Source organism: Rahnella sp. PD12R, assembly GCF_019200965.1.
Classification (GTDB): Bacteria; Pseudomonadota; Gammaproteobacteria; order Enterobacterales; family Enterobacteriaceae; genus Rahnella; species Rahnella laticis.
Genome location: NZ_JAHTMS010000007.1, coordinates 60,631 through 82,979 on the forward strand (window position 1 = coordinate 60,631; position 22,349 = coordinate 82,979).

The window sequence follows — 22,349 nt, forward strand, 5'->3', positions numbered from 1 at the left end:
TTCGAGCCACAGGTCTCGAACTTCCGGTCAGCAAAATTTCTGAGCGCGCCAGGGTAATATTTCAAAAAAGATAAACGTCAAAAGAGGATCTTTAACAGAACGCCTCATTTTTTACTTAAGGCAAATGGAGGGATGAGGTTAATTTATTTCGAGAATGATTATCATTTGTGAATGAATGATTGTGGGATTTATGTCTAAAATAGGCATCGCATAAGTTCCCTGTCTTTCATTATCTGAGAATCCAGTGCCGGCTTTCGAGAAATATTACACTGAATTATATCGGTTTATTAACCGTAAGCTTCGTGACCGCGAGCATGCAGAAGACATGGCGCAGGAGACGTTTATCCGGGCTTTGTCTGTCACGCAGCCGGTCCGGTCGCACCGGAGTTTGCTGTATCGCATCGCGCGAAATCTGCTGGTCGATCATTATCGCCGCCCCGAACTTCCGCTGGATGAGGCGTCTGAAGAAACCGATGGCGCGCATTTTGCCGCACCGTCTTATCTGCAACCTTACGAACTCATTGAAGAAAATCAGTATAATGCGCTGATGACCCGCACCATCGAAGCCCTGCCGCCACGATGCCGGGAAGCTTTTATCCTGCATCGTTTTGACGGATTGTCGCAAAAGGATGTCGCGAGCCACATGGGAATATCCATCAATATGGTCGAGAAGCATATTATCCGCGCCATGATTGCCTGCCGGAACAGCAATGACGCCTGGCAGCAGGAACATCACACCCCGAAAGCCGCCGGTCACGCAGAAAAGGATGCCCGCGATGAATAACATCTCCGATGCGCAGATGTCCGCCAGCGAACAGGCCGCGCGGTGGCTGAGCCGGCAACAGGCCGGTTTGTCGGCACGCGAACAGCGCGAGTTTGATGAGTGGCTCTCGCAGGGCGAAAATGCCGGGGAATTTCAGGCGATGCAGGCCGTGTGGCAGCGCGTCGGCGATTTGCCGCAGGAAAATATTGCCCGGTTGCGGGCTTCGCTGCCGGTGGAAAAGCCGCAGGCGCGTCGTCCTTTCTGGTTTGCAGCCCCGGTTGCCGCGCTGCTTTGCGTGATGCTGATGTGGCCCGCATGGCAGTGGTTTGCGCCGCCGGTCATGACCACCGCGTTTCATACCGGTCGCGGAGAATTAGAACAACTCACGTTGCCCGATGGCACGCTCGTCAGCCTTGATGCCGAAACGCAGTTGCAGGTCGCGTATTTTGAGCAACGCCGCGAAGTCACGCTGATCAAAGGTCAGGCCTATTTTCAGGTGCAGCATCTGGAAGATAAGCCGTTTATCGTTTTCAGCGGCCCTTCCCGCGTGACGGTTTTGGGGACTCATTTCAGCGTACGGTACATTCCGAAATCGATGAGCGGCGATGGCACGGACGTTGCTGTAAGCAGCGGCGCGGTGCGTGTCGGGCCGCGTTCGTGGCTGCAAAATATGCACTGGCGCGTGATGGCTACGCTGCGGCAGGATCCGCAAAACCGCCATCTGATGGTGCTTCGCGCCACGCAACGGGCGACCAGCGATGCCAGCGGCGCACTGACGCGTCAGGCGTCTGTCGCGCCGGACACCATTGCCGACTGGCGGCAGTCGCGGATTAATTTTAATAACACCCCGCTCAGTCTGGCGCTGGCCGAATTCTCGCGTTACGGCGAAATGCCTTACCACGCGGCCTCGCAGGACGTCGCCGCGCTGCGCATCAGCGGCAGTTTTAACGTTCACCGCCCGGACAGCTTCGTCCGCGCATTGCCTAAAGTGTTGCCGGTAAAAATCAGCACGCAGACCGGCGAAACGCAGATATCGCGGCGCTGATCGTCACAAAAATTTACCCCCGCTAAAAAAAGTTTAAAAAATTTCAGGAGACGACGTCAGGGTTTTGGCGTCGGTCTCGTCTTCAGAAAGGATAATGATTCTTATTTGGTTTTTTCTGGGGATAACTGCATGACCATTTCGACGATTTACCAGGGTGCCCGTTTCAAAACCGGCCTGACCGCCATCGCGCTGGCGGTTTGTTCTCCGCTCGCCGTTGCGGCGGCCACGCTCACCGTTTCACTTCCGGCTCAGCCGCTGATCGCTTCGCTGAATACGCTGGCACAGCAGGCTGGCGTGCAGCTGATTGCCGCCCCCGACTCTGTGGCGCAAAAAACGGCACCGTCCGTGAAGGGAACGATGACGCTGGAAACCGCACTTGGCCGCGTGCTGCAAGGCTCCGGCCTGAGTTTCAGTATTGAAAATGACACGGTTGTCGTCGCCCCGCAGCCTGCTGCCGGTTCCGATACCATGACGGTAAACGGGCAATACGGCGCGTGGACCACTGTTCCTCAGGAAAGCAATTCCGCCACCAAAACTGACACGCCGCTGCTTGAAGTGCCGCAGTCAGTTTCTGTGGTGACGCGCGAACGTATGGATCGCCAGAACGTGCAAAGCGTGACGGAAGCGCTGCGTTATGTGCCGGGCGTGAAAACCGAAACCTACGGTGTCGATCCTAAAGGTTATGACTGGATTTATATCCGAGGCTTCAATGCCCTGACCACCAACGATTACCGCGATGGCCTGCGTCAGCTCAACAACAGCTACAGCTATTTCCGCACCGAGCCTTACGCGCTGGAACGCATTGATATCGTGCGCGGGCCGTCATCCACCCTTTTCGGGCTGGGCGATGCGGGCGGGATTGTGAACCGCGTCAGCAAACTGCCGTCCGCGCAGGGCGTGCATGACGTTCAGGTTGAACTGGGCAATTTCAACCGCCGTCAGGCGCAGTTTGATATGAGCGACAAAATTGACGATGACAGCCACTATCTGTACCGCGTCATTGGCCTCGCCCGCGACAGCGACACGCAATTTCAGTACAAAAACGGGCCGGACGTGGAAGACAACCGCCTGTATCTCGCGCCGTCGTTTACCTGGCTGCCAGACGATCAGACCAGCCTGACCCTGCGTGCAGATTACCTGCGTGATACGTCCGGCGGTACCGTTTCCGTGCTCACCAAACCGGGCGGCAATGTCACCGACACCCTGCTCGGCGATTACAATTACAACCATTTTCGTCAGGAACAGTTCACCGTGGGTTATGAGCTGAGCCATCAGTTCAACGACATTTTCCAGGTGCGCCAGAACGTGCGTTATGGCCAGACTGACACCATTCTTAACAACCTGCTGCCGGGCAACGTCAATTTCACCACCGGCACCGTGTCACGTAACGCCATCCGTTTTGATGAACACATGCGCGCGTTCAATATGGATAACCAGTTGCAGGCCGATTTCGCCACCGGTCCGGTGACGCACCGCCTGCTGACCGGGCTGGATTACAGCCGCCTCGACGGCAACGCCAAACGTTTTGGCGCAGCCGCTCCGGCGCTGGATATCTACAATCCGGTGTACGGGCTGGATATTGCGGATCCGACCTACGCGCTCAATGACAACGATCAGACCACCGCACAGCTCGGCGTTTACATGCAGGATCAGATTTCCCTGACGCCAAAATGGCTGCTGACGTTGGGCGGCCGTCATGATGACGTGAGTATGCGTACCGAAAATAACCTGACTGACACCACCAGCTGGGTGGACAAAGGCGCCTGGACCGGGCGCGCCGGTCTGACCTATCTGGCCGAAAACGGACTTGCGCCGTATATCAGCTACGCCGAATCTTTTGTGCCAAACAGCGGCACCGACAGCAAGAACCGTACGTTTGATCCGAGCCAGGCGCACCAGTATGAAGTCGGCGTGAAATATCAGCCGGATCCCACGCTGCTGATGACGCTGGCGGCGTTCGATATCACCAAAAGCAATGTGCTCACCAATGAGATCGTGAATAACGTCATTACCGGTTATCAGGTGGCGTCCGGCGAAGTACGTTCGCGCGGTATTGAAGCCGAAACCACGGTGAAGCTGACGGAGAATCTGGATGCGCTGGCGTCGTACACCTACACCGAAACGGAAATCACCAAGAGCAACAACGGCGATCGCGGCAAACAACAGGCTAACGTGCCGAAACATATGGCCTCGACCTGGCTGAACTACGGTTTCCATCAGGGCGTGCTCGACGGCCTGCTGCTCAGCACCGGCGTGCGCTATGTCGGCAGCATGTATGGCGATAACGCCAACACCATTCCGGTGAAGAACTTCGCGCTGGTGGATGCGGGTGCGAAATATCAGGTGAACCAGCATGTGACGGTCGGATTCAACATTCAGAACCTGTTTGATCACCACTATGTCGGCACCTGTGACGACGACACCAGCTGCTATCCGGGGCAGGAACGGACGTTTATCGGCTCGCTGAAATATAGCTTCTGATGTCCGCTTTTTTACTCAGTCGTCGTGACTGTCTGAAAGCGTTGCTGGCGCTGCCGTGGGTGAATACCCCGGCGGCGCTGGCCGCTTCATCCCAGCCCTTAACGGCAGGCGCAGATCGTATTATCGCGATTAACTGGCTGGCGGCGGAAACCCTGCTGTCACTGGGTATTACGCCGCTGGCCGTTTCCGATGTGGGGTATTTCCACCGGCGGATCGCCGAACCCATTTTACCGGAAAAGGTGCAGGATATCGGCCCGTACTGGGAACCGAATATCGAACTTATCGCCGCCCTGAAACCCACGCTGATCCTCAGCGATATGATCGCGCCCGCCCTTCTCGACAGCCTGCAACGCATCGCGCCGGTGCAGGTCGTTTCGGTTTATCCCGCTGCGGGCGATCTCTGGCTGGCATTAGTCAGTTTTACTGCCGGTCTGGGCAAAAAATTCTCCGCATCCGCGCAGGCGGCGCAGCTGATAAACCGCGCCACCCGTGCCCTCAGTGAAGGCCAGCAACGGCTCAGCCGCGTGGCCGGTCAGCGGATCCTGGTGGCGGTGCGCAGTCAGGACGGCAAATACGCCACGGTGTATGGCCGGAATAGCCTGCCGGACGTCATTCTCACCCGCCTCGGCCTGAGTAACGCCTGGACGCAGCCGGTTGGCGCGATGGGCACGGCAAACGTCAGCGTTGAAAAGCTGGCGTCATTGCCCGCTGACTGGCTGTTTTACACCGAATTACCGACGACGCTGACGCAGGTTTCCCGCCTTCGCCAGCCGGACGGATTATGGCAACAACTGCCGCTGGTTGCGGGCGGACGCGCACGGGAACTGACGCATTTCTTTCCGTTTGGCGGCCTGACGACAGCCATTGGTCTGGCGCAGCACATCACGACAGCGCTCACGGATCCTGACTCTCATGCGTAAATTTTCTCTGTTACCCTGGCTGATTATCCTGCCGCTGGCGCTGCTGTGTGCCCTGCTGTTAATCAGCAATCTCGGTCGCCTTCATGCCGGTAATCTTCCTTCCACAGCAAGCCTGTTACTGCATTACAGTTTTCTGCCACGGCTGGCGACCGGCGCGCTGGCGGGCATGGCGCTGGCAACCGCCGGTTTGCTTTTCCAGCAGGTTTTGCGCAATCCGCTGGCGGAACCGGCCACTTTAGGGATTGCCGCCGGTGCCAATCTGGCGATGTCGGCGGGCATTATCGTTTTTCCCGGTTTACTGGTTTTCGGCCTGACGAATCTGGCGCTGGCCGGTGCGGCGCTGACCGCGCTGGTGCTTTATCTGCTGATCGCCCGTCAGGGGCTGGATCCGCTGAAAATCATTCTGACCGGCATGGTCATCAGCCTGTACGGCAATTCCGTGAACACGCTGATGGTGCTATTCAACCATGATTATCTGAGTGATTTATTCAGCTGGCAGGCCGGTTCGCTGAACCAGAACGGCTGGCCAGTCACGCAGTTTTTACTGTTGCCGGTGCTGTGTCTGATGGCGGGAAGCGCGCTGCTGGCAAGACCGCTGATGCTGATAGGTCTGTCAGATCAGAGCGCCGGTGCGCTGGGCGTTTCGGTGGTGAAAATCCGCATCGCCACGCTCGCCGTTGCCGTGGCGCTCAGCGCGCTCATCACCAGTCAGGTCGGCATCATCAGTTTTATCGGGCTGGCCGCTCCGGCGCTGGTGCGTCTGTCGGGCGTCCGGCGCTTCACGCATCAGCTGGTCTTCGTGCCGCTGGCCGGTGCCGGGCTGCTGACCGCCGTCGATCAGCTGGCGCAATTTCTCTCACCCGCAGGCGGGGATTTGCCGACCGGTGCGCTCGCCGGATTACTCAGCGCTCCGCTGATGCTGATGTTGCTGTTCCGCCAGCGCAATCCGTATATCGCCCCGCAAACGTTGAGCATGCCGGTGTTACGCACGCTGACGCGCCACAGGGTTGCGGTTCTGATGCTGATGCTCGCGGGCGGCATCGCGCTTTCGCTGCTCGTCAACCGTACGCCCGATACCGCGGCGGCGGCCGGTTCACTTCTGCAATGGCGCTGGCCTCGGATGCTCGGTGCGCTCAGCGCGGGCGCGATGCTGGCGGTGGCCGGTGTGCTGATCCAGCGCCAGAGCGGCAATCCGCTGGCAAGCCCGGAACTGCTCGGTATCAGCAGCGGCGCATCGCTGATGGTGGTATTGCTGGTGATCCTGTTTAATCAGCCGCTGTCGCAGCTTTTCCCCGCCGCGCTGGCGGGCAGTTTGCTGGCAATTTTCACACTGTTTATGTTCGGCATGCGCTCGCGTTTCCAGCCACAATCGATGGTGTTGGTCGGGCTGTGTCTGACCAACCTGAGTATGGCGCTGAGCATGTTGTTGCTGATGAGCGGCGACCCGCGCGCGATGATGCTGCTCAACTGGAGCACCGGTTCGACCGCCGGGATCACGCCTGAACGCGCGATGTGGGGCGCGGGACAGGCGCTTGTGCTGATCCCGCTGGCGTTGTTATTGCAGCGCCGGATTACATTGCTGAGCCTCGGGCAGCAGACCACGCGGGCGCTCGGTGCCGGCGTGCGGCGCAGCAATATGCTGATTTTGCTGCTCGCCGCCGCGCTGACCGCAGGCGGCACGCTGCTGATTGGCCCGCTGAGTTTTGTCGGCCTGATTGCGCCGCAGCTTGCCCGCTACAGCGGCGCGAACCGTTTTCGTGCGCAATGCCTGCTCGCCGCGCTGTATGGCGGATTGCTGATGGTGATCGCCGACTGGCTGGGCCGCAATATTGCCTGGCCGTGGCCGGTATCAGCCGGAATGCTCTGCGCATTGCTCGGGGGACCGTGGTTTTTGTGGGGTCTGGTGAGGCGGTAGGATCGCGGGGAGCGGGGCTCGTTTTAATAACGTCAAGGTCGTGGGCATCGGCCCACACCGACTTGGGGGCGGCATATCGCCGCCGCCCCCAAGACCCCCGGGCTCTTTCACTGCGCGCTATCGCTGGCTGGCTATGTTTCAGCAACCACAGTCATTGCCGCGAAAACTTGCCGCTGCGCGGTTTCTTCATTTCGGTCTTCGAGACTAAGGTCTCGAAACACTCATTCAGCAAGCTTTCTGAAAGCGGCCAGTGACTTTAAAAAAGATATAATCGCACTGCATTTTTTCGACCAGTAGTGGTGAGGTTGTGAACTAAAAAGCACCTGGCCGTTTTCAAAAATCACGATGTAAGGAGAGGTGGAAAACCGCATATCTTTTCGTGCGGTTTGTAATCCGACTGGAAGGAACCGCGCAGCGGCGGGATTTTGCGGCAATAGCCGGAGCCGCTGGAAAATAGCCAGCGAGCGGCAGCGCGCAGTTTAAGAGCCCGGGATTCTCAAGGGGCGCGGCGACAGGCGCTCCTTGAGGCCGGTTTGGGTGGCAATCCAAGGTCTTGATTTATGAGAGAAAACCCAAATTACTCCCGCTGAAGCCGGTGCTTATGCCCCTTCATCAGCCCCAGCGAAGCCGAATACGCGGCTCCCTCATCCCCCGCCATAATCGCTTCGTAAATTTTTTTATGCTCATTCAGGCACATACCGCCTTCCTTCGACGAGTATTCGAAAAACCACTTAAAAATCGTCGTCAGCACATTACCGAACGGGACATAAAAACAGTTTCCGGAGGAGATGAAGATCATCCGGTGGAACTGGGTATCGATATTTACCCACGCCTGCGCATCGAAATTCTCCGAAACGTGGCACATCTGGCGGTAAATTCGTGACAGCTCAATGCGTTGCTCTTTACTGGCGTTCACCGCTGCCAGTGCCGTGGCATGCGGTTCTATCGCTTTGCGGAATTCGAGAAACTGATGGTAAATCTCTTCCGTGGCTTCCATACCCTGCATCCATTCCAGCAGTTGCGGATCGAGCATGTTCCACTGCGGGCGCTCTTTAACACGGGTGCCGATTTTCGGGCGAGATTCCAGCAGACCTTTTGACGTCAGCAGTTTCAGGGCTTCACGCAGCGCGGTGCGGCTGACGCCAAACTGTTCGCCGAGCTCGATTTCGCTGGGCAAAATGGCGCCGGGTGCCAGTTCGCCGGAGAGGATTTTGCGGGCAATATCGCGGGCAATGTGAGTGTTGAGGCCACGGGTCATGCCTGCGGCGGTTTCAAACTGCATCGTCATTCGCTTCCCTTTTTCTGTGCAGATTGCCGACATCATAGTTCAGGCGACGCCGCGCTGCATGCGGGCGTCGCGCTAAACTCACGAACTGTGCGCTATGGCGCCATCTGCCCGCCGTTGACGTCTAATATCTGGCCGGTGATGTAACCGCTGCACGCATGGGATGCAAAAAACAGGAAGCTGGGTGCCAGTTCTTCACTGGTGCCAAAGCGCCCCATGGCAATAGAACCGGCGATTTTCTCACGGACTTCCGCACTTTTATCTGCGTGGAAAACCGTATCGATAGTGCCCGGTGCAATGACGTTGAAGCGGATATTGTCTTTGGTGAATTCCTTCACCCAGTTGCGGTGTACGTTGTGCAGCCAGGCTTTGGACGCCGCGTACAAACTCGCGCCGGGCCCGCCGCCTTCGCGTCCGGCAATCGAACCGGTGCTGATCACTGACGTGGTTTTACCGCTTTGTTTTGCCGCATGGCGTAAATGCGGAATGGCGAATTTCGTCACCATCAGCGCCGAGCGGGCGTTGAGATCCATCACGTGATCATAAAATTCGTCATCGATATTTTCTAAACCCTGACGGCCGCCCAGCCCGCCTGCATTATTAATCAGCACGTCGATGCCGCCAAAACGTTCGACAAAATTGGCGACCAGCGCTTCGCATTCCGCAGACTTCGTCACGTCGGCACCAAAGTACGCCACTTCGCCGCCATTTTTGGCAATACCGGCCGCCAGTTTATCGAGGCTCGCGTCGTGGCGATGACCGTTAATCCCGACTTTCGCCCCTGCCGCCGCAAAGGCCTGCGCCGCTGCCAGACCGATGCCTTTCGTTGAACCGGTAATCAGAACTCGCTTGTCTTTCAGATCGTTAAACATGATGACTCCTTTATGACTCGGAAATGTTCAGAGATGAGACGGCCCGCCACACCGCGCTGAAGGCGTTTTCCGCATCCGGTGTCGGACCGTTACTGATGCGGACGTTTAATGTCCGGTTGCCGGAGCAGAGAATATTCAGTTCGGTTTGACGGTCGTCGTGGCTGACCACGCGGACCTGTAAGACTTTCCCTCTTGCGTCGAGCGAGGTTTCAGTCGCTTCGTCAAAATAACCGTGGGTTTCGAATACGCTGGCAAAAATGGCGTCAGAACCGTGCGTGCGCAGAAGCAACGCCGGTTCGCTGCGCAGGTTGAAATGCGGATCGTTTGCGCCGGTGCGGGCAACAATCAGTTCGCCGCCGTCGGGGAATGCGCTGACGAGCGTCCGGTAAGTTCCGCCGTCCAGCCAGCTGAACAGCGCAGAATCACCGGCGGGCACTGCGCCGCGTGCACAATCCCAGAGATGCTGATAGCCGTAGTTTTCGCCCAGTGGTTTTAATTCGCTTGCGGTTTTCAGCGTGATATCGCTGCGCACAAACTGGCCGTGATGATGCAGGCAATAATCGTAACGATGCGGCTCGTCGCTGGTAAGACGGAAAACATCGACGATCAGCGGGGATGGAAACTCCGGTAAATCGAGCAGCAGCACGGTGCGTTGCTGTTCAACACCGGGGCTGTAATCGTGCAAACGCGCACTCATTCCCTGCCCGGCCTGAGCCTGCGTGACAAAGAAATGCCGCTGGCCGGAACGCTTTTCAGCCTCCAGACTTTGCCCGCCGTTCTGGCTCTGACCGTCGACGACGACCGTATTGTGCGCGACGGTTTGCTTGCAGTAAGTGTTGTTCTCGGGAATATAGCGCCCGCCGAATTTCGGCTCGACGTTAACCCAGCGGCCAAATCCGTAGTCGCGCAAAAACTCGCGCCCGTGATTAAACAGGCTCAGATGCAGCCCGTCGAAATGCCCGTGATTCAGTGCCGAATGCAGGCGCGGAATGCTGCCATGCTGTCCGTACCACATCAGCGCCATGGTCTGGTTTTCCTCACCACTGCGCAAAATTCCGATCCCGCCGTGCTGCCCTTCCGGCCCGTCGCGAAGTTCAACGCTTTCCCGGTTTAACGGCTGCGCAGGGGAATCCGATAACGCGGCGGAAAGCGCCAGCGCGGCGGCACTCAGCCAGACGGTTTGCTGTTTCTGAGCGACGGCGAGCCAGCGCGGATCCTGATGATAACGGTGATAACAGACGCTGGCGGCAATCACCGCGCCGTCGTCGCAGATGTTGATCGTTTTCGAGGAATCATTGAGCGCAGGCCAGGTGCCGTCGGGGAACGCGGTGAGGATTAATGCTTCGCAGGTTTTGCGGATAATCTCGTCGCGAAACTGAAAGATCTGCAATTCCGGCTGCCGGCGTTCAATCACTTCCGCCAGCAGTAACAACGGGCGCAGCGCAAAACGATGGTAATACGGCCCTTCAATGTAATAACCGTCGGGTGAAAACAGCTGGCTGAGCTGCGCAAAAAATCCGCCACTTGCGCTGTCGCCTTTCAGCCCGTACAGCGCCTTTTCAACCAACGAATCATCTTCCAGCGCGTACCCGCTGATGGCGGCGGCGGCGACCGACCAGATCCCGTGGTTATGTACGATATCGAAATCTTTCGCATGGCGGCTGAGTGCGTCATCCGCCATCACGCGAAACAGGTGGTCTTCGATGTGCGCACGCTCAGGCTGACTGAGCGACGGCATCAGGCAGTGATAGCCTTCGACGGCGTACAGCCAGAACATATTTTCATTGAGCGTCTGATGGAAAATCCGGCCCGGCGCGTTGCTGTCTTTACTGGTCGCGCTGCCCAGGGTCGGGTAAATATCGGCGTAACCGTTCAGCAATGAAAGCGCGAAATCCCGGTAGTGCCGCTCGCCGGTGATCAAAAAAAGTCGTCCGGCCAGATTGATGTAAACGTAATTTTGCTTGTGCTGATGATGTTCCGCGCCGCCCGCTTCGCCGTGACCGGGCACCTGCGCCGGTTGCGCCATGAATGTTTCCAGTGCGGCGATATTTTCGCGAAGCACCGCGCCTGGCAGCGTTTCGGCGTCCCGCTGCGCCCGTAATTGTTGGGCATCGTCGGGGCTTATCAGCAGCGGTTTCCAGAGGCTCATTTTTTGCCTCCGGCGGCCTGCGGCGCGACATAACCGGCCGCAAACGCGGGCAGCGATAACAGCCAGGTTTCGCGTTCCGCCTCCATCACCGCGCCGCGCGTGACGTCTTCATGATACCCACCCGCAGCGGGTTTTACGGCAGGCGGCAGTTCAAACGTGGCACGGCGGATTTGCTGCTCGTAACGCTGCCCGCCGGTGCCGTTATCCGCCCACGACAGCAGCGGCACAGGGCGCACGCGGATCTGGTCGATGGTTTTATACGGCCACGGCACAGACGGGTCCGTGTAACGCGCCATAAAATCCAGCGAGGTCAGCAGCCCGCCGCCTTGTGGCGTTTTGTAGTGCCAGAGATCGATGCCGTTTTTCTGCGCCAGCACCGCCATCATGCTGATCGCCTGCAAATTGAAATAGCTGTAATGGAACGAACGGGTGCGCGCCAGTTCAGCGGGCTGCGTGCCGTCGGGTTTGAGCTGGATATCCAGCTTACTTTCCATCAGTTTTGCCATATCGCGGATCACCGCTTTATCGCCGAGATACCACGCAATGCCGGACACCTGCGTAACATACCAGTTACCGTGATTGTTCTGCGTGCGGCCCTCTTTTTTGGCGATTTTGCTGCCCTGAAGCCAGGTCAGATAATCCTGCATCCAGACGCGGATTTGCTGATCGTCATTGTCAGTCCATGCCGGATTTCCGTGCAGCAAAACCAGTGAATCCACAATGCGCGTGGAGAAGTAACGCCCGTCCAGCACACCGGCGTTTCGTCCGGCAGAAATACCCGGCACGCCCTGCGCATAATTCAGGTTCGGGTTCATGCGCGTTTCCGGCGTAATAAACCACGCCCGCAGCAGGCTGGCAGCTTTATCGGCATATTTCTGTTCGCCGGAGAAGTACCAGGCCAGCGTCAGGTTCTGCACCCGCGCGGTGAAATCCGCCAGCCGCACGCCGTCACTCTGCTCGTTTTTGCTCGCCGGATTGACGCGCCCGTCTTTACGGATCCACGGCAAACCGTCCGCTTTGCTGCTGTCCGGCCACCAGTAAGCGCTCAGGCTGAGATAATCGTGCTTCGAGCCGGAGGGCGGCGTCATGCCTTTGTCAGTCACGCTCAGGTTGGGCTTTTTCAGAGCGGAATCCGCCGCCGCCAGCAGATGCCGGTAAGCGTCCTGCGTTTGCGGAGCCGCAGTGTTTTCATGCAATTGCTGGCGAACCACGTTCAGCTGGGCCGTGTTCAGAAATGCCGGTTCTGCCGCCAGCGCACCTGCGCTGCAAAACGCCATCATCGCCACGACGGCGAGCTGTTTAACATCAACGGTACGGCACTGAATAAACGTCATGCTTTCTCCGGAATTAAAAAGGGTTAGCGCGCTTTAGTAATACAAATAAAGCAATGAATGATGCGAAGCGCCAGTTGGAATTGGCTTAAAAGCACACAAATAGCCCGACAAGTGACCAGCTTCACAAATCGATAACAAACTAAGCATTTCTTATTTGTCGGACTTTTAATTTAAATCTCCTCTTCTACGCTTGCTCAATACATAACCAAAAACCTCCCCTGCAAACGAGAGAGTAACGACAATGGATATCAATGTTCTGGTCATGATCGGTTACTTCGTCTTAATGATTGCCATCAGTTACGCGTTCAAAAAGATGGCTTCCGGCTCATCGAGCCACTATTTCCGCGGCGGCGGGCGCATGCTCTGGTGGATGGTGGGCGCCACCGCGTTCATGATTCAGTTCAGCGCCTGGACCTTCACCGGTGCCGCCGGACAGGCTTACCGCTACGGTTTCAACGTGGTGAGCGTGTTCGCCGGTAACGTGTTCGGCTATCTGGTGGCGTGGTGGTGGTTCGCCGCCCGCTTTCGCCAGCTTCGGGTCGATACTGCCACAGAGGCCATCAACCATCGATTCGGCAAAGGTAACGAACAGTTTTTCACCTGGATGATTATTCCGCTGAGCATTCTCAGCGCCGGGGTATGGCTGAACAGTCTGGCGGTGTTTGCCAGCGCGGTGTTCCAGCACGACATTACGCTGACGCTGTGGGTCACCGGTCTGGTGGTACTGGTGATTTCGTTACTGAGCGGTGCATGGGGCGTGGTGGCGAGTGATTTTGTGCAGACGCTGGTGGTGGCGATTATTTCGATTGCCTGTGCGGTGGTTGCGCTGTTCAAGGTCGGTGGCCCGGTCAAACTGGTGACAGAATTCCCGTCCGGCTTTTTCACCGGCCCTGACGTCGGCCCGCATTACATCTCCCTGCTGGTCGCCTGTTTCCTGTTTTTCTTTATCAAGAACGTGCAGAGCATTAATAACCTGCAAGATTCTTACCGTTTTCTGAACGCTAAAGACAGTTTTAACGCCAAAAAAGCGGCGCTGTTTGCGCTGATTCTGATGCTGATTGGCACGGTGATCTGGTTTATCCCGCCGTGGGCGGTGGCCATTCTTTATCCTGACGCCGCAACCGCACACCCCGAACTGGGGAAAAATGCCACCGATGCGGTGTATCTGATTTTCGCGGAACGCGCGATGCCGATGGGCACCGTTGGCCTGCTGATGGCGGGATTATTTGCCGCAACGATGTCGTCGATGGACTGCGCGCTGAACCGCAATTCGGGGATTTTTGTGCGCAGTTTCTGGACGCCCATTGTTAACCGCAACGCAGAACGCAGCGACAAGTATCAGCTGCGCGTCGGTCAGGCCGCGTGCGTGGTCAACGGCGTTCTGGTGATCCTGGTGGCGCAATATATGCACACGATGCAGACCGTCAGCCTGTTCGACCTGATGATGAAAGTCGGCACGCTGATGCAGGCGCCGATTATCGTGCCGCTGTTTCTGGGTGTGTTCATCCGCAAAACCCCGGACTGGGCGGCGTGGGTCACGGTGTTGTTCGGGTTAGTCGTGTCTTACATCGTCGCTAACGTGTTTACCGCGCCAGATGTCGCCCGTTTACTGGGTATCACGCTGACCGCGCGCGAGATGCTGGATGTGGCGATTATGTGGAATATCTTCTCGCATCTGGTCTTCACCGGCGGGTTCTTCTGCCTGACTACCCTGTTCTACCGCGAGAATGCGACGGCCCGTGAAACTCAGCGTCAGCAGTTTTTCACCGATATGGAAACGCCGGTGTATGCCGATAATGAACAGGATGAATTTGACCGATTGCAGCGCGATAAAATTGGCCGGATATCCATGTATATGGGCGCCGGTTTACTGCTGATGGTGCTGGTGCCGAACCCGTTATGGGGCCGCGTTCTGTTCCTGATTTGCGCGCTGTCGATACTTATCTTCGGCTGGATTTTACATCGCAGTGCGGAGAAAGGTATGAAAGCCGTAAAAGAAGGGAAAGCGGCGAAACGCAACATCGCGACATCACAGCGGTAACAGCGCAGTTAGAAAACGAATACAGGGCATTCTGAATGGAATGCCCTGTTTCTCGTTTAAATCAGTCCGCGCTGTTTTAACGTGATGCGTGTGGCTTCGTTGAGATCGAACTTCAGCAGATCTTCTTTACGCACCCAGGCGTAGCTTTCAAATTCGTCGTTAAGCGTAATCGTCGTGTTCTTCGCCTGACAGGTGAAAATCAGGTAAATCATGTAGATTTCTTCCTGAGTTCCATCGGGATACGTCTTCAGGCGGATATCATCGCGGAACGTCCACGGCGTGATATGCGTCAGTTCCAGTGCTTCGCCCAACTCTTCCCGCACTTCGCGCAATAACGCCTGCTCAACGGTTTCGCCCGGTTCCATTCCGCCGCCGGAAAGCGCCCACTGGCCGGGGAAAACGCCGCGCCCGGAGGCCATTTTACACAGCAGATACGTTCCCTCATGTTCAATCAACGGACAAACGATAGTTCTTTGACGCATGATGACTTTCCTTGTTTTAAGACTTTGTTTGAGACTATTGTGCGCGCTAAAAAGTACCATAATCTGGCGTCGCTGTGGCGGGCGTCGGGAAGAGATGAGAGGTGCTGCGCAAAAATAAAAAACCCGCCTTTATCAGCGGGTTTTTAAGAAATAATCAGGAAATTGAATCAGAAACACCGGGCTTATTTAGGCAACTCCGTTACCTGTTTCACTTCGGATTTGTTGATTTGCTGTTTCACACCATTGGCATCAGTATATTCAAGCAATCCGGTAGGCGCTTCTTTTGGCTTACCGTCGCTGATGAGGGTTCTCGCGTCATTGGTCTGAATGGCATAACTCGTACGTGTACAGCCCGATAAGGCTGCGACGCTGATTAATGCGGCTACTGGCAAAAGCAAAGTCCTGTTCATATTTCTCTCCTGTCTGACGATTATTGAGCAACTCAGTTATCCAGTTCGCTCATGTTTTTAACCTGATCGCGGTTAATCTGCTCAGTCTTTCCTGTCTCAGCATTTTTGTACGATACCAGGCCGGTATCGCTGTCAACCTGAGGTTTGCCGTCCGTAACGATGGTTTTTCCGTCCGTGGTTTTAATCGCCTGATTCGACGCACAACCGGCTACGAATAAAATGGAAACAGCAGCCAGCGACGCGGCAATAAGGTTTTTCCTGTTCATACATTTCCTCCTGAAAGGGGTTCAGTCTTAACAATTAGTCAGGTAAGTATAGGCACTCTTCCCGGAGGCATTGAAAAATAGGACAAACGGAAATTTTCTGAGAAAGTACGCCTCTGCCGGTGAAAAACTGTCGCGATTCAGCAACTCCTCGTTTAAGAATATTCTGTATTCCTGTCATTTATTCCTAAAAATACCTGTACAACTTTCTACATCTTGTATAACTTTATAGTCACACAAGTAATCATTAACTACGCACACATTAACAAGAGGATATGTCATGCGTCAGAATAAGCACGATGGATTGTCACCAGAAACCTCCCCTTCTCTCTACACTCAGGGTTTTTCTAAAGAGGAAACAATGGGACGCGTTGTGGTTGAAATTCTGGAAGCAGGCAGGAACCTTAATCGCAAAGCGTTGTGTTCGAAACTGTTGAATCGTGTTGAATCCGCTGGCAGCGAAGAAGAGGAAAAGCATTATATGAAGCTTATCCGTCTGGTTCTCGAACGTGATTCATGATCTGATAAGTTGACAGAGTAAAAATTAGCTTCATAGAAATTCGGTTTGACATATTATGCGGGCTTGATTAATTCATCGCCTACCAATGCTTTATTTCCCTTAGCGTAATTCCCAATGGTATGAAGCAATAACTCTGAACCTGAAGCTACTCTGCCCAGACTTTTGGCCAGCATATATTCAGAGGCTGATAATATGTATAGAAGTACTGAAGAAAAATTAACGGACAAACTGATTGGTGAGGCAGTCATTTCCTTACTTAAATCGAAAAGTCCAATATCAATCGACAGACTCATTAAGCAGTTACAGTTTATGGCTGCGAGTGCTGAAAATCTAAATCGAAAAAGTGCCCTGGAGCAGATCATTAATGAGATGCGCCACGATCAGGCTGATAAGCGTGCGCGTGTCAGTTATGAAGTCCGGGATGTCGACAATGTACGACACTTTTTCAATGCTGAAGGGCCGTCCGATGACCAGAAAAAACATTGATACATCAAACCAATGTGCATTAAGTCACAGCGATTCGGTTGTATCAAATCCATCTCAGCCGATGTCAGACGCCGTCAACAGTTCTGGCATTTATAAACATTTCGCTAAAGCCGGTGAACTTTACTCCAGCGAAGCAGAAGTTCTGGGTGCCGCAATTCGTCTTATTCATGCGAATAAAGGTACGGTGACCAATAAGGCCATCATGCTGCACCTGATTAATCAGCTTGAAACCACTTCTGACGTTGTGCAGCTGGATATTCTGCGCGGTGCACTTGAAATGGTGGTGGGCATGACGCCGGATGATTACGGATTCTGATCTTTAAAGAAAGATCCGCTTTTCTATTATTCGCCTCCCGCTCAGTCATTGCAGACAGGCGCGGGATATTAAATGATATTTTCTAATTACAAACGCGGAGGGTATTAAAATGCAAGACGTGTCTTATACTCATGTCACATTGGCTGATTATATTCTGACAGAAGACCCTGAACTTCTGGTTGAAAACGAAACGGTCATCCGTATTTATAAAAACTTAAAGAATCAAAAAGAAGTGGTGACGCACAAAGATATTATTCTTTGTCTGATTCAGAAGATTGAGCAGGAAAGTGATACCGATAAGCAAGATATTTATCTGGAAGCACTTGAGTACGTCGTTTACCGCACACCGGACGATGATATTGTATAAATCCACAGAAAATCATTTTGAAATGAGCCCGGCAAATATTATCTGCCGGGCTCATGCGTTTAAAGCTTACATGCCGCCTGCAAGCTCTCAGAGAGCCTGATGACCTGACTGATACTCGTAGCTGACTTCCGGCCAGGCCACTACCGGCGTGCCCTTCAGCCTTGGCTCAGCAAACAGCTCGCCCTGAAAATTACACACCCCTGCCGCATCCAGCCACATCCACTCTTCAGGTTTTTCAACGCCTGTCGCGATAACAGAGATTTCTAACGCCGAGCAGAACCTGATGATGGCCTGCACGACGGCCTGTTTCGGTCCGCTGGTATGGATGTCACAAATCATATTGCGATCAATCATAATTTTGTCCGGCTGGCATTGCGTCAGCAGCAGCAATCCCGCAGAACCCGCACCAAAATCATCGATCGCCAGACGCATTCCCGAGGCTTTAAGTTGTTTCATCGCCGTGGAAAACTTGTCCTCACGAGTTATGACGCCGTTTTCTGTGATTGCCACCACAATCTGTTCAGGAACCAGCCCGCCGGCGATGATGTCATTAATCAGGGACTCCACAGCATCGGGCACCATGACAAGTGTCATAGGCAAAAGCTTGATTGAAATCGTTTTTTCGCCGATCCCCATTTTCTGCGCCATGGCAAAAGCCAGCTTTTTGGATTTGAGATCCGCCTCATAGATCGTTGTTCCGGACAGACGGGAATAATACTCCATCGCTGATCCACCTTCCGGCCCGCGGATTGTCGCTTCATAAGAAATAATCTCGCGGCTCAGCGGGTCAACAATCGGCTGGAATGCAAAACTGTAGTCCTGCATCTCGGGAAAGATAAATTCTACTTCTGCTTTCAGGGTTTCATCGGCGATGAAAGACCAGGAATCAGCCGGGAGAATTTCGAGATAATTTTCCTTCTCACGAGCCTGCACAAAGGTGCACAGAAATTGAAGGGCCCGGTCTTCGTAAGTGAGACGATATTTCGATGTACCTTTATCGAGCACCGCCTGAAGCACCTCATCTTCGTGATGATGCCTGAGGTCAAAAAGCTCCATCCCCACATTGCCGAAGCGACGCGACTGCGCATAGTCGCGCATAAGCACCACCACGTTATGGTGACGTTGATCCTGGCAAATCGTACTGTAGAGTGCGTCCACTGCCTCTTCCGGCCCTTCCAGTAACTGGAAGAAGTGCATCCCGTCGAAAAGCAGAATGCCGGTAATGCTCAACAGTCCGTTGTTAACGTTGGCTTGTGACACCATGTCGACCAGTGAAGCAGAGTGAACATGCTCACTGATATGGCTGCGGTAAACGAGGGTTAAAAGCATCGGGTGTTTCCAAAAGGAGCGTGTTTAGACCCTCAGGGTAGCAGAAATTTCGGTTATAGAAACATCCCAATCTATCATTTTCCCTTATGAAATCAGACCGGGAAACGGCGGTAATGCCCCGCGGTGCCGGCAATTTATATGAAGAGATTGAACAAGAAAAAACCATTGATACAACACAAATCTGCGGGGTAGCAATTAAACGGGTTAGCCAGCAGGCTTTTAACTTGCTGTCACCGGTAGCGCCAAACCTTCCCTTTCTTAATCTGCTATAAAACGCGCTGACATTCGGCGGCGTAATCCGTATCATACGCGCCACAACGCCGTCCGGCCGGAAGACATGAGCTGCGCGCAGACAGAAACGCACAATGCTAAACTCGCGCTATGACGACCACGCCCTTCTGGTGCCCCTTTTTGAGTCAGAGTTACTATTAATGTCAGAAATTCAATCAGTTGATAAAAAAGCTCAGTACAACCTGAATAAATTACAAAAGCGCCTGCGCCGTGAAGTCGGTAAAGCGATCGGTGACTTCGGTATGATCGAAGAAGGCGACCGCATTATGGTTTGCCTGTCCGGTGGTAAAGACAGCTACACCATGCTGGAAATTCTGGGCAATCTGCAAAAAAGCGCACCGGTGAATTTTTCCCTGGTGGCGGTCAATCTTGACCAGAAACAACCGGGCTTCCCGGCGCATATCCTGCCGGAATATCTGGAAAAGCTGGGCGTGGAATACAAGATTGTCACCGAAGACACCTATGCCATCGTGAAAGACAAAATCCCGGAAGGCAAAACCACCTGCTCCCTGTGTTCGCGTCTGCGTCGCGGGATTTTGTACCGCACCGCGACTGAGCTGGGTTGTACCAAAATCGCCCTCGGCCATCATCGCGACGACATGCTGCAAACGTTGTTCCTCAATATGTTTTACGGCGGCAAGCTGAAAGGTATGCCACCAAAACTGATGAGCGACGACGGTAAACACATCGTGATCCGCCCCCTCGCGTATTGCCGTGAGAAAGATATTGAGCGTTTTGCCGTTGCGCGCGAATACCCGATCATCCCTTGTAACCTGTGCGGTTCGCAGCCAAACCTGCAACGTCAGGTAATCGGCGACATGCTGAACGACTGGGATAAAAAATACCCTGGCCGTATCGAAACCATGTTCAGCGCGATGCAAAACGTGGTGCCTTCACATCTGAACGACATGAATCTTTTTGATTTCAAAGGGATTAAACATGGCGGTGAAGTGGTTGATGGCGGCGATCTGGCGTTTGACCGTGAAGAGATCCCGATGCAGCCTGCGGGCTGGCAGCCTGAAGACGACGAAACGGCTGCGCCGGTTGAACGTCTGAACGTGCTGGAAATTAAGTAAAATTTCGTCCGGAAGTCACCGTTTGAAAAGCCCGCGCTGATGCGGGCTTTTTGCTTTTCAGACCAGCGTGAACGTTTCGGTCCAGTTGTAGTTGGTCATCACCAGTCTGACCGGCAGGCTGAGCGCTCCGAAGTTTCGATGCTGATTTTCATGAAACCAGACGCGCAGCGGTTCCGGCAGGTATTGTGCGCTGTAACGCAGCAGCGTGCTGTGCCAGAAAATCGGCGGGATCTCCGTATGAGGAAACCGCTCCCGGATTTTTTCTGCCCACGGCGTTTTCATCAAATCATCCACCAGCGATTGTCTGACACGCTGGCTTTGTTCATCAGGAAATCCGGCGAGCAGCAGCTGATCCGGCAACGCAATCAGCCGCAAATCGCGGATGTGCATGATATGACCGTCGCAGTGCTTTCTGAAAATAGCGGTTAATTCACCGGTTCCCGGTGCGTCTTCCGGTTTGCCATACAGCGCCTGCGTGACGGGAAAAAAAGTAAAATGCATGCCGTCAGGCGGCGCGACGTCTGCCAGCGGATCGCCCTGCGTCATCGCTTCCAGTTCCGATATCAGCCCTGCCATGGCCGGCCCGGCGCGGTTTCCGCTGGTGATCGCCAGACGGGTGGGATGGTAGAACGGTTCTGAACGGACAACGCCGGATTCCGGGTGAGAACTCCAGATTTCCAGCGTTCTGCGGGTCGCGTCGTCATACGCTTTTTGAATCATTTCGGCGGTATGCAAGACAAACTCCTGGGTAAGCAAAAATGAGATCGTTCCGGCAAAAGTGCCTGTGAATGCACCTTGCAGGGCATAAACCTCAAAAAGATTGAGCGAAATCAACATTAGAACCGTTGATTGGGTGCAGTATCTATTCCGCAGGTGAATGCAACGTCAAGCGATGGGCGTTGTGCTCCATATTGTCTTATTTCCAAATTTTTAGAATTAATGCATAGCACAATTTAATTCGAACGACGCCGGTCTTATGACCGGCTTTTTTTTGCCTTTTTTCAGGCAATTAGTACATTACAGCCAGCGACTTTTCTTCAGCCACCACGCCACAACAACCCCCAGCAGCATCAGAAATCCGCAGAAAATCCCGAAACCTAAGGGCGACGTATTGCCGGGGATCCCGCCAAGGTTCACACCAAACAGCCCGGTGAGGAAGGTGGTTGGCAGGAAGATCATCGCCAGCATCGACATGGTGTACGTGCGGCGGTTGAGGGAATCCGCCAGCAGTGAACTGATTTCATCGGAGAGCACTGCGGTGCGCGCAATGCTGCCATCCAGATCGTCGAGCCCGCGCCCCAGACGATCGGAGATTTCCTGCATCAGGCGGCGGTCGTCGTCATTCATCCACGGCAGACGTTCGCTCGCCAGACGCGAGAAGACATCACGCTGCGGCGCCATATAACGGCGCAGGACGATCAGTTGTTTGCGCAGCAACGCCATCTGACCGCGCTCCGGCACCTGTTGTTCCATCAGGTCGTCTTCGATATCAATGATTTTGTCGTGCAGGTCTTCGATGAAATCGCTGGTGTGATCGGTCAGCGCATCGCAGGTTTCGACCAGCCATCTGCCGGTATTTTTCGGGCCACTGCCGGTTTGCATATCGTTGATCATCTCTTCCATCGAGAACACCTTGCGATGACGGGTCGAGACGATGATTTTATCGGTCAGATAAACGCGGATCGTGACCAACTGGTCCGGTCTTGCATCCGCATTCAGATTGATGCTGCGCAGGGTGATTAACGTCCCTTCGCCGACGCGCACCACTTTTGGCCGCACGCTGTCACCGGCCAGCGCTTCGCGCACGGTATCGGGCAACACCGGCGTATTGCTGATCCACCGTTCGCTTTCAGGCCGCGTGTAATCCAGATGCAGCCAGCACGGCTTTTCATCGCTCGCCACGCACTGCGGGCTGATTTCGTTCACACCGCCCTCGCCGTTCATCTGGAATGAATAAACGGCGTCGGCAACCTGTAGTTCATTTCCCTTTATCACTTCCACGAT

Annotated in this window: 21 protein-coding genes; 11 read left to right on the forward strand and 10 right to left on the reverse strand. The window is 54.7% G+C overall.

Going from position 1 to position 22,349, the window contains the following annotated elements:
• Positions 1 to 244: 244 nt before the first annotated feature.
• The 5 genes from KWG64_RS14905 (at position 245) to fhuB (ending at position 7,124) form a co-directional block, all read left to right on the forward strand.
• The gene (locus KWG64_RS14905; RefSeq protein WP_218522316.1) at positions 245 to 784 is read left to right on the forward strand and encodes a sigma-70 family RNA polymerase sigma factor; all 540 of its coding nucleotides are present in this window, start codon (positions 245 to 247) and stop codon (positions 782 to 784) included.
• A complete protein-coding gene (locus KWG64_RS14910; RefSeq protein ID WP_218522317.1) occupies positions 777 to 1,808 on the forward strand; it encodes a FecR domain-containing protein in 1,032 nt (343 codons plus the stop codon). Before KWG64_RS14905 ends, KWG64_RS14910 begins: the two co-directional genes overlap by 8 nt.
• A gap of 129 nt (positions 1,809 to 1,937) precedes the next feature.
• Positions 1,938 to 4,289 carry a TonB-dependent siderophore receptor gene (locus tag KWG64_RS14915; RefSeq protein WP_218522318.1) on the forward strand — a complete coding sequence of 784 codons (2,352 nt, stop codon included), beginning with the start codon at positions 1,938 to 1,940 and terminating at the stop codon, positions 4,287 to 4,289.
• Entirely contained in the window at positions 4,289 to 5,209 is a 921-nt protein-coding gene (locus KWG64_RS14920; RefSeq protein ID WP_218522319.1) for an ABC transporter substrate-binding protein, read from the forward strand. The genes KWG64_RS14915 and KWG64_RS14920 overlap by 1 nt, the downstream gene beginning before the upstream one ends.
• Positions 5,202 to 7,124 carry a Fe(3+)-hydroxamate ABC transporter permease FhuB gene (fhuB, locus tag KWG64_RS14925; protein ID WP_218522320.1) on the forward strand — a complete coding sequence of 641 codons (1,923 nt, stop codon included), beginning with the start codon at positions 5,202 to 5,204 and terminating at the stop codon, positions 7,122 to 7,124. Before KWG64_RS14920 ends, fhuB begins: the two co-directional genes overlap by 8 nt.
• Positions 7,125 to 7,701: 577 nt before the next feature.
• Here the strand turns inward: fhuB and KWG64_RS14930 are convergent.
• From KWG64_RS14930 to KWG64_RS14945, 4 genes are all read right to left on the reverse strand, one after another.
• Entirely contained in the window at positions 7,702 to 8,412 is a 711-nt protein-coding gene (locus KWG64_RS14930; protein ID WP_195823196.1) for a FadR/GntR family transcriptional regulator, read from the reverse strand.
• A 92-nt stretch (positions 8,413 to 8,504) separates the two neighbouring features.
• Positions 8,505 to 9,281 (reverse strand): SDR family NAD(P)-dependent oxidoreductase, encoded by a 777-nt coding sequence (locus KWG64_RS14935; RefSeq protein WP_218522321.1) that lies wholly within the window; start codon positions 9,279 to 9,281, stop codon positions 8,505 to 8,507.
• 10 nt (positions 9,282 to 9,291) lie between these two features.
• Entirely contained in the window at positions 9,292 to 11,430 is a 2,139-nt protein-coding gene (locus KWG64_RS14940; protein ID WP_218522322.1) for a heparinase II/III family protein, read from the reverse strand.
• A complete protein-coding gene (locus KWG64_RS14945; protein WP_218522323.1) occupies positions 11,427 to 12,764 on the reverse strand; it encodes an alginate lyase family protein in 1,338 nt (445 codons plus the stop codon). The genes KWG64_RS14940 and KWG64_RS14945 overlap by 4 nt, the downstream gene beginning before the upstream one ends.
• 241 nt (positions 12,765 to 13,005) lie before the next feature.
• Here KWG64_RS14945 and KWG64_RS14950 point away from each other — a divergent pair, with 241 nt between their 5' ends.
• Positions 13,006 to 14,805 carry a transporter gene (locus KWG64_RS14950; RefSeq protein WP_218522324.1) on the forward strand — a complete coding sequence of 600 codons (1,800 nt, stop codon included), beginning with the start codon at positions 13,006 to 13,008 and terminating at the stop codon, positions 14,803 to 14,805.
• A gap of 56 nt (positions 14,806 to 14,861) precedes the next feature.
• Here KWG64_RS14950 and nudI read toward each other — a convergent pair whose 3' ends face one another.
• From nudI to KWG64_RS14965, 3 genes are all read right to left on the reverse strand, one after another.
• Positions 14,862 to 15,287, reverse strand: a complete 426-nt coding sequence (gene nudI / locus KWG64_RS14955) for a nucleoside triphosphatase NudI (RefSeq protein ID WP_195815287.1) — start codon at positions 15,285 to 15,287, stop codon at positions 14,862 to 14,864.
• A 182-nt stretch (positions 15,288 to 15,469) separates the two neighbouring features.
• Positions 15,470 to 15,697 (reverse strand): YgdI/YgdR family lipoprotein, encoded by a 228-nt coding sequence (locus KWG64_RS14960; RefSeq protein WP_218522325.1) that lies wholly within the window; start codon positions 15,695 to 15,697, stop codon positions 15,470 to 15,472.
• Between the two features lie 32 nt (positions 15,698 to 15,729).
• On the reverse strand, positions 15,730 to 15,963 hold the full coding sequence (locus KWG64_RS14965) for a YgdI/YgdR family lipoprotein (RefSeq protein ID WP_195815285.1): 234 nt from the start codon (positions 15,961 to 15,963) through the stop codon (positions 15,730 to 15,732).
• A 277-nt stretch (positions 15,964 to 16,240) separates the two neighbouring features.
• Between KWG64_RS14965 and ycgZ the strand changes: the two genes are divergently transcribed.
• The 4 genes from ycgZ (at position 16,241) to KWG64_RS14985 (ending at position 17,649) form a co-directional block, all read left to right on the forward strand.
• A complete protein-coding gene (ycgZ, locus tag KWG64_RS14970) occupies positions 16,241 to 16,480 on the forward strand; it encodes a regulatory protein YcgZ (protein WP_152327116.1) in 240 nt (79 codons plus the stop codon).
• 192 nt (positions 16,481 to 16,672) lie between these two features.
• Positions 16,673 to 16,966 (forward strand): hypothetical protein, encoded by a 294-nt coding sequence (locus KWG64_RS14975; RefSeq protein ID WP_195815284.1) that lies wholly within the window; start codon positions 16,673 to 16,675, stop codon positions 16,964 to 16,966.
• Positions 16,947 to 17,282, forward strand: a complete 336-nt coding sequence (locus KWG64_RS14980) for a biofilm/acid-resistance regulator YmgB/AriR (protein WP_326838664.1) — start codon at positions 16,947 to 16,949, stop codon at positions 17,280 to 17,282. Before KWG64_RS14975 ends, KWG64_RS14980 begins: the two co-directional genes overlap by 20 nt.
• A gap of 109 nt (positions 17,283 to 17,391) precedes the next feature.
• Positions 17,392 to 17,649: a biofilm development regulator YmgB/AriR family protein gene (locus KWG64_RS14985; protein WP_195815282.1), complete on the forward strand. Its 258-nt coding sequence runs from the start codon at positions 17,392 to 17,394 to the stop codon at positions 17,647 to 17,649.
• Between the two features lie 87 nt (positions 17,650 to 17,736).
• Here the strand turns inward: KWG64_RS14985 and KWG64_RS14990 are convergent, their stop codons facing one another.
• On the reverse strand, positions 17,737 to 18,978 hold the full coding sequence (locus KWG64_RS14990) for a diguanylate phosphodiesterase (RefSeq protein ID WP_218522326.1): 1,242 nt from the start codon (positions 18,976 to 18,978) through the stop codon (positions 17,737 to 17,739).
• Between the two features lie 431 nt (positions 18,979 to 19,409).
• Here KWG64_RS14990 and ttcA point away from each other — a divergent pair, with 431 nt between their 5' ends.
• On the forward strand, positions 19,410 to 20,345 hold the full coding sequence (gene ttcA, locus KWG64_RS14995; protein WP_195815280.1) for a tRNA 2-thiocytidine(32) synthetase TtcA: 936 nt from the start codon (positions 19,410 to 19,412) through the stop codon (positions 20,343 to 20,345).
• 57 nt (positions 20,346 to 20,402) lie between these two features.
• Here the strand turns inward: ttcA and KWG64_RS15000 are convergent, their stop codons facing one another.
• Positions 20,403 to 21,080, reverse strand: a complete 678-nt coding sequence (locus KWG64_RS15000; protein ID WP_218522327.1) for a hypothetical protein — start codon at positions 21,078 to 21,080, stop codon at positions 20,403 to 20,405.
• Between the two features lie 282 nt (positions 21,081 to 21,362).
• Positions 21,363 to 22,346: a zinc transporter ZntB gene (gene zntB, locus KWG64_RS15005; protein ID WP_218522328.1), complete on the reverse strand. Its 984-nt coding sequence runs from the start codon at positions 22,344 to 22,346 to the stop codon at positions 21,363 to 21,365.
• Positions 22,347 to 22,349: the final 3 nt, after the last annotated feature.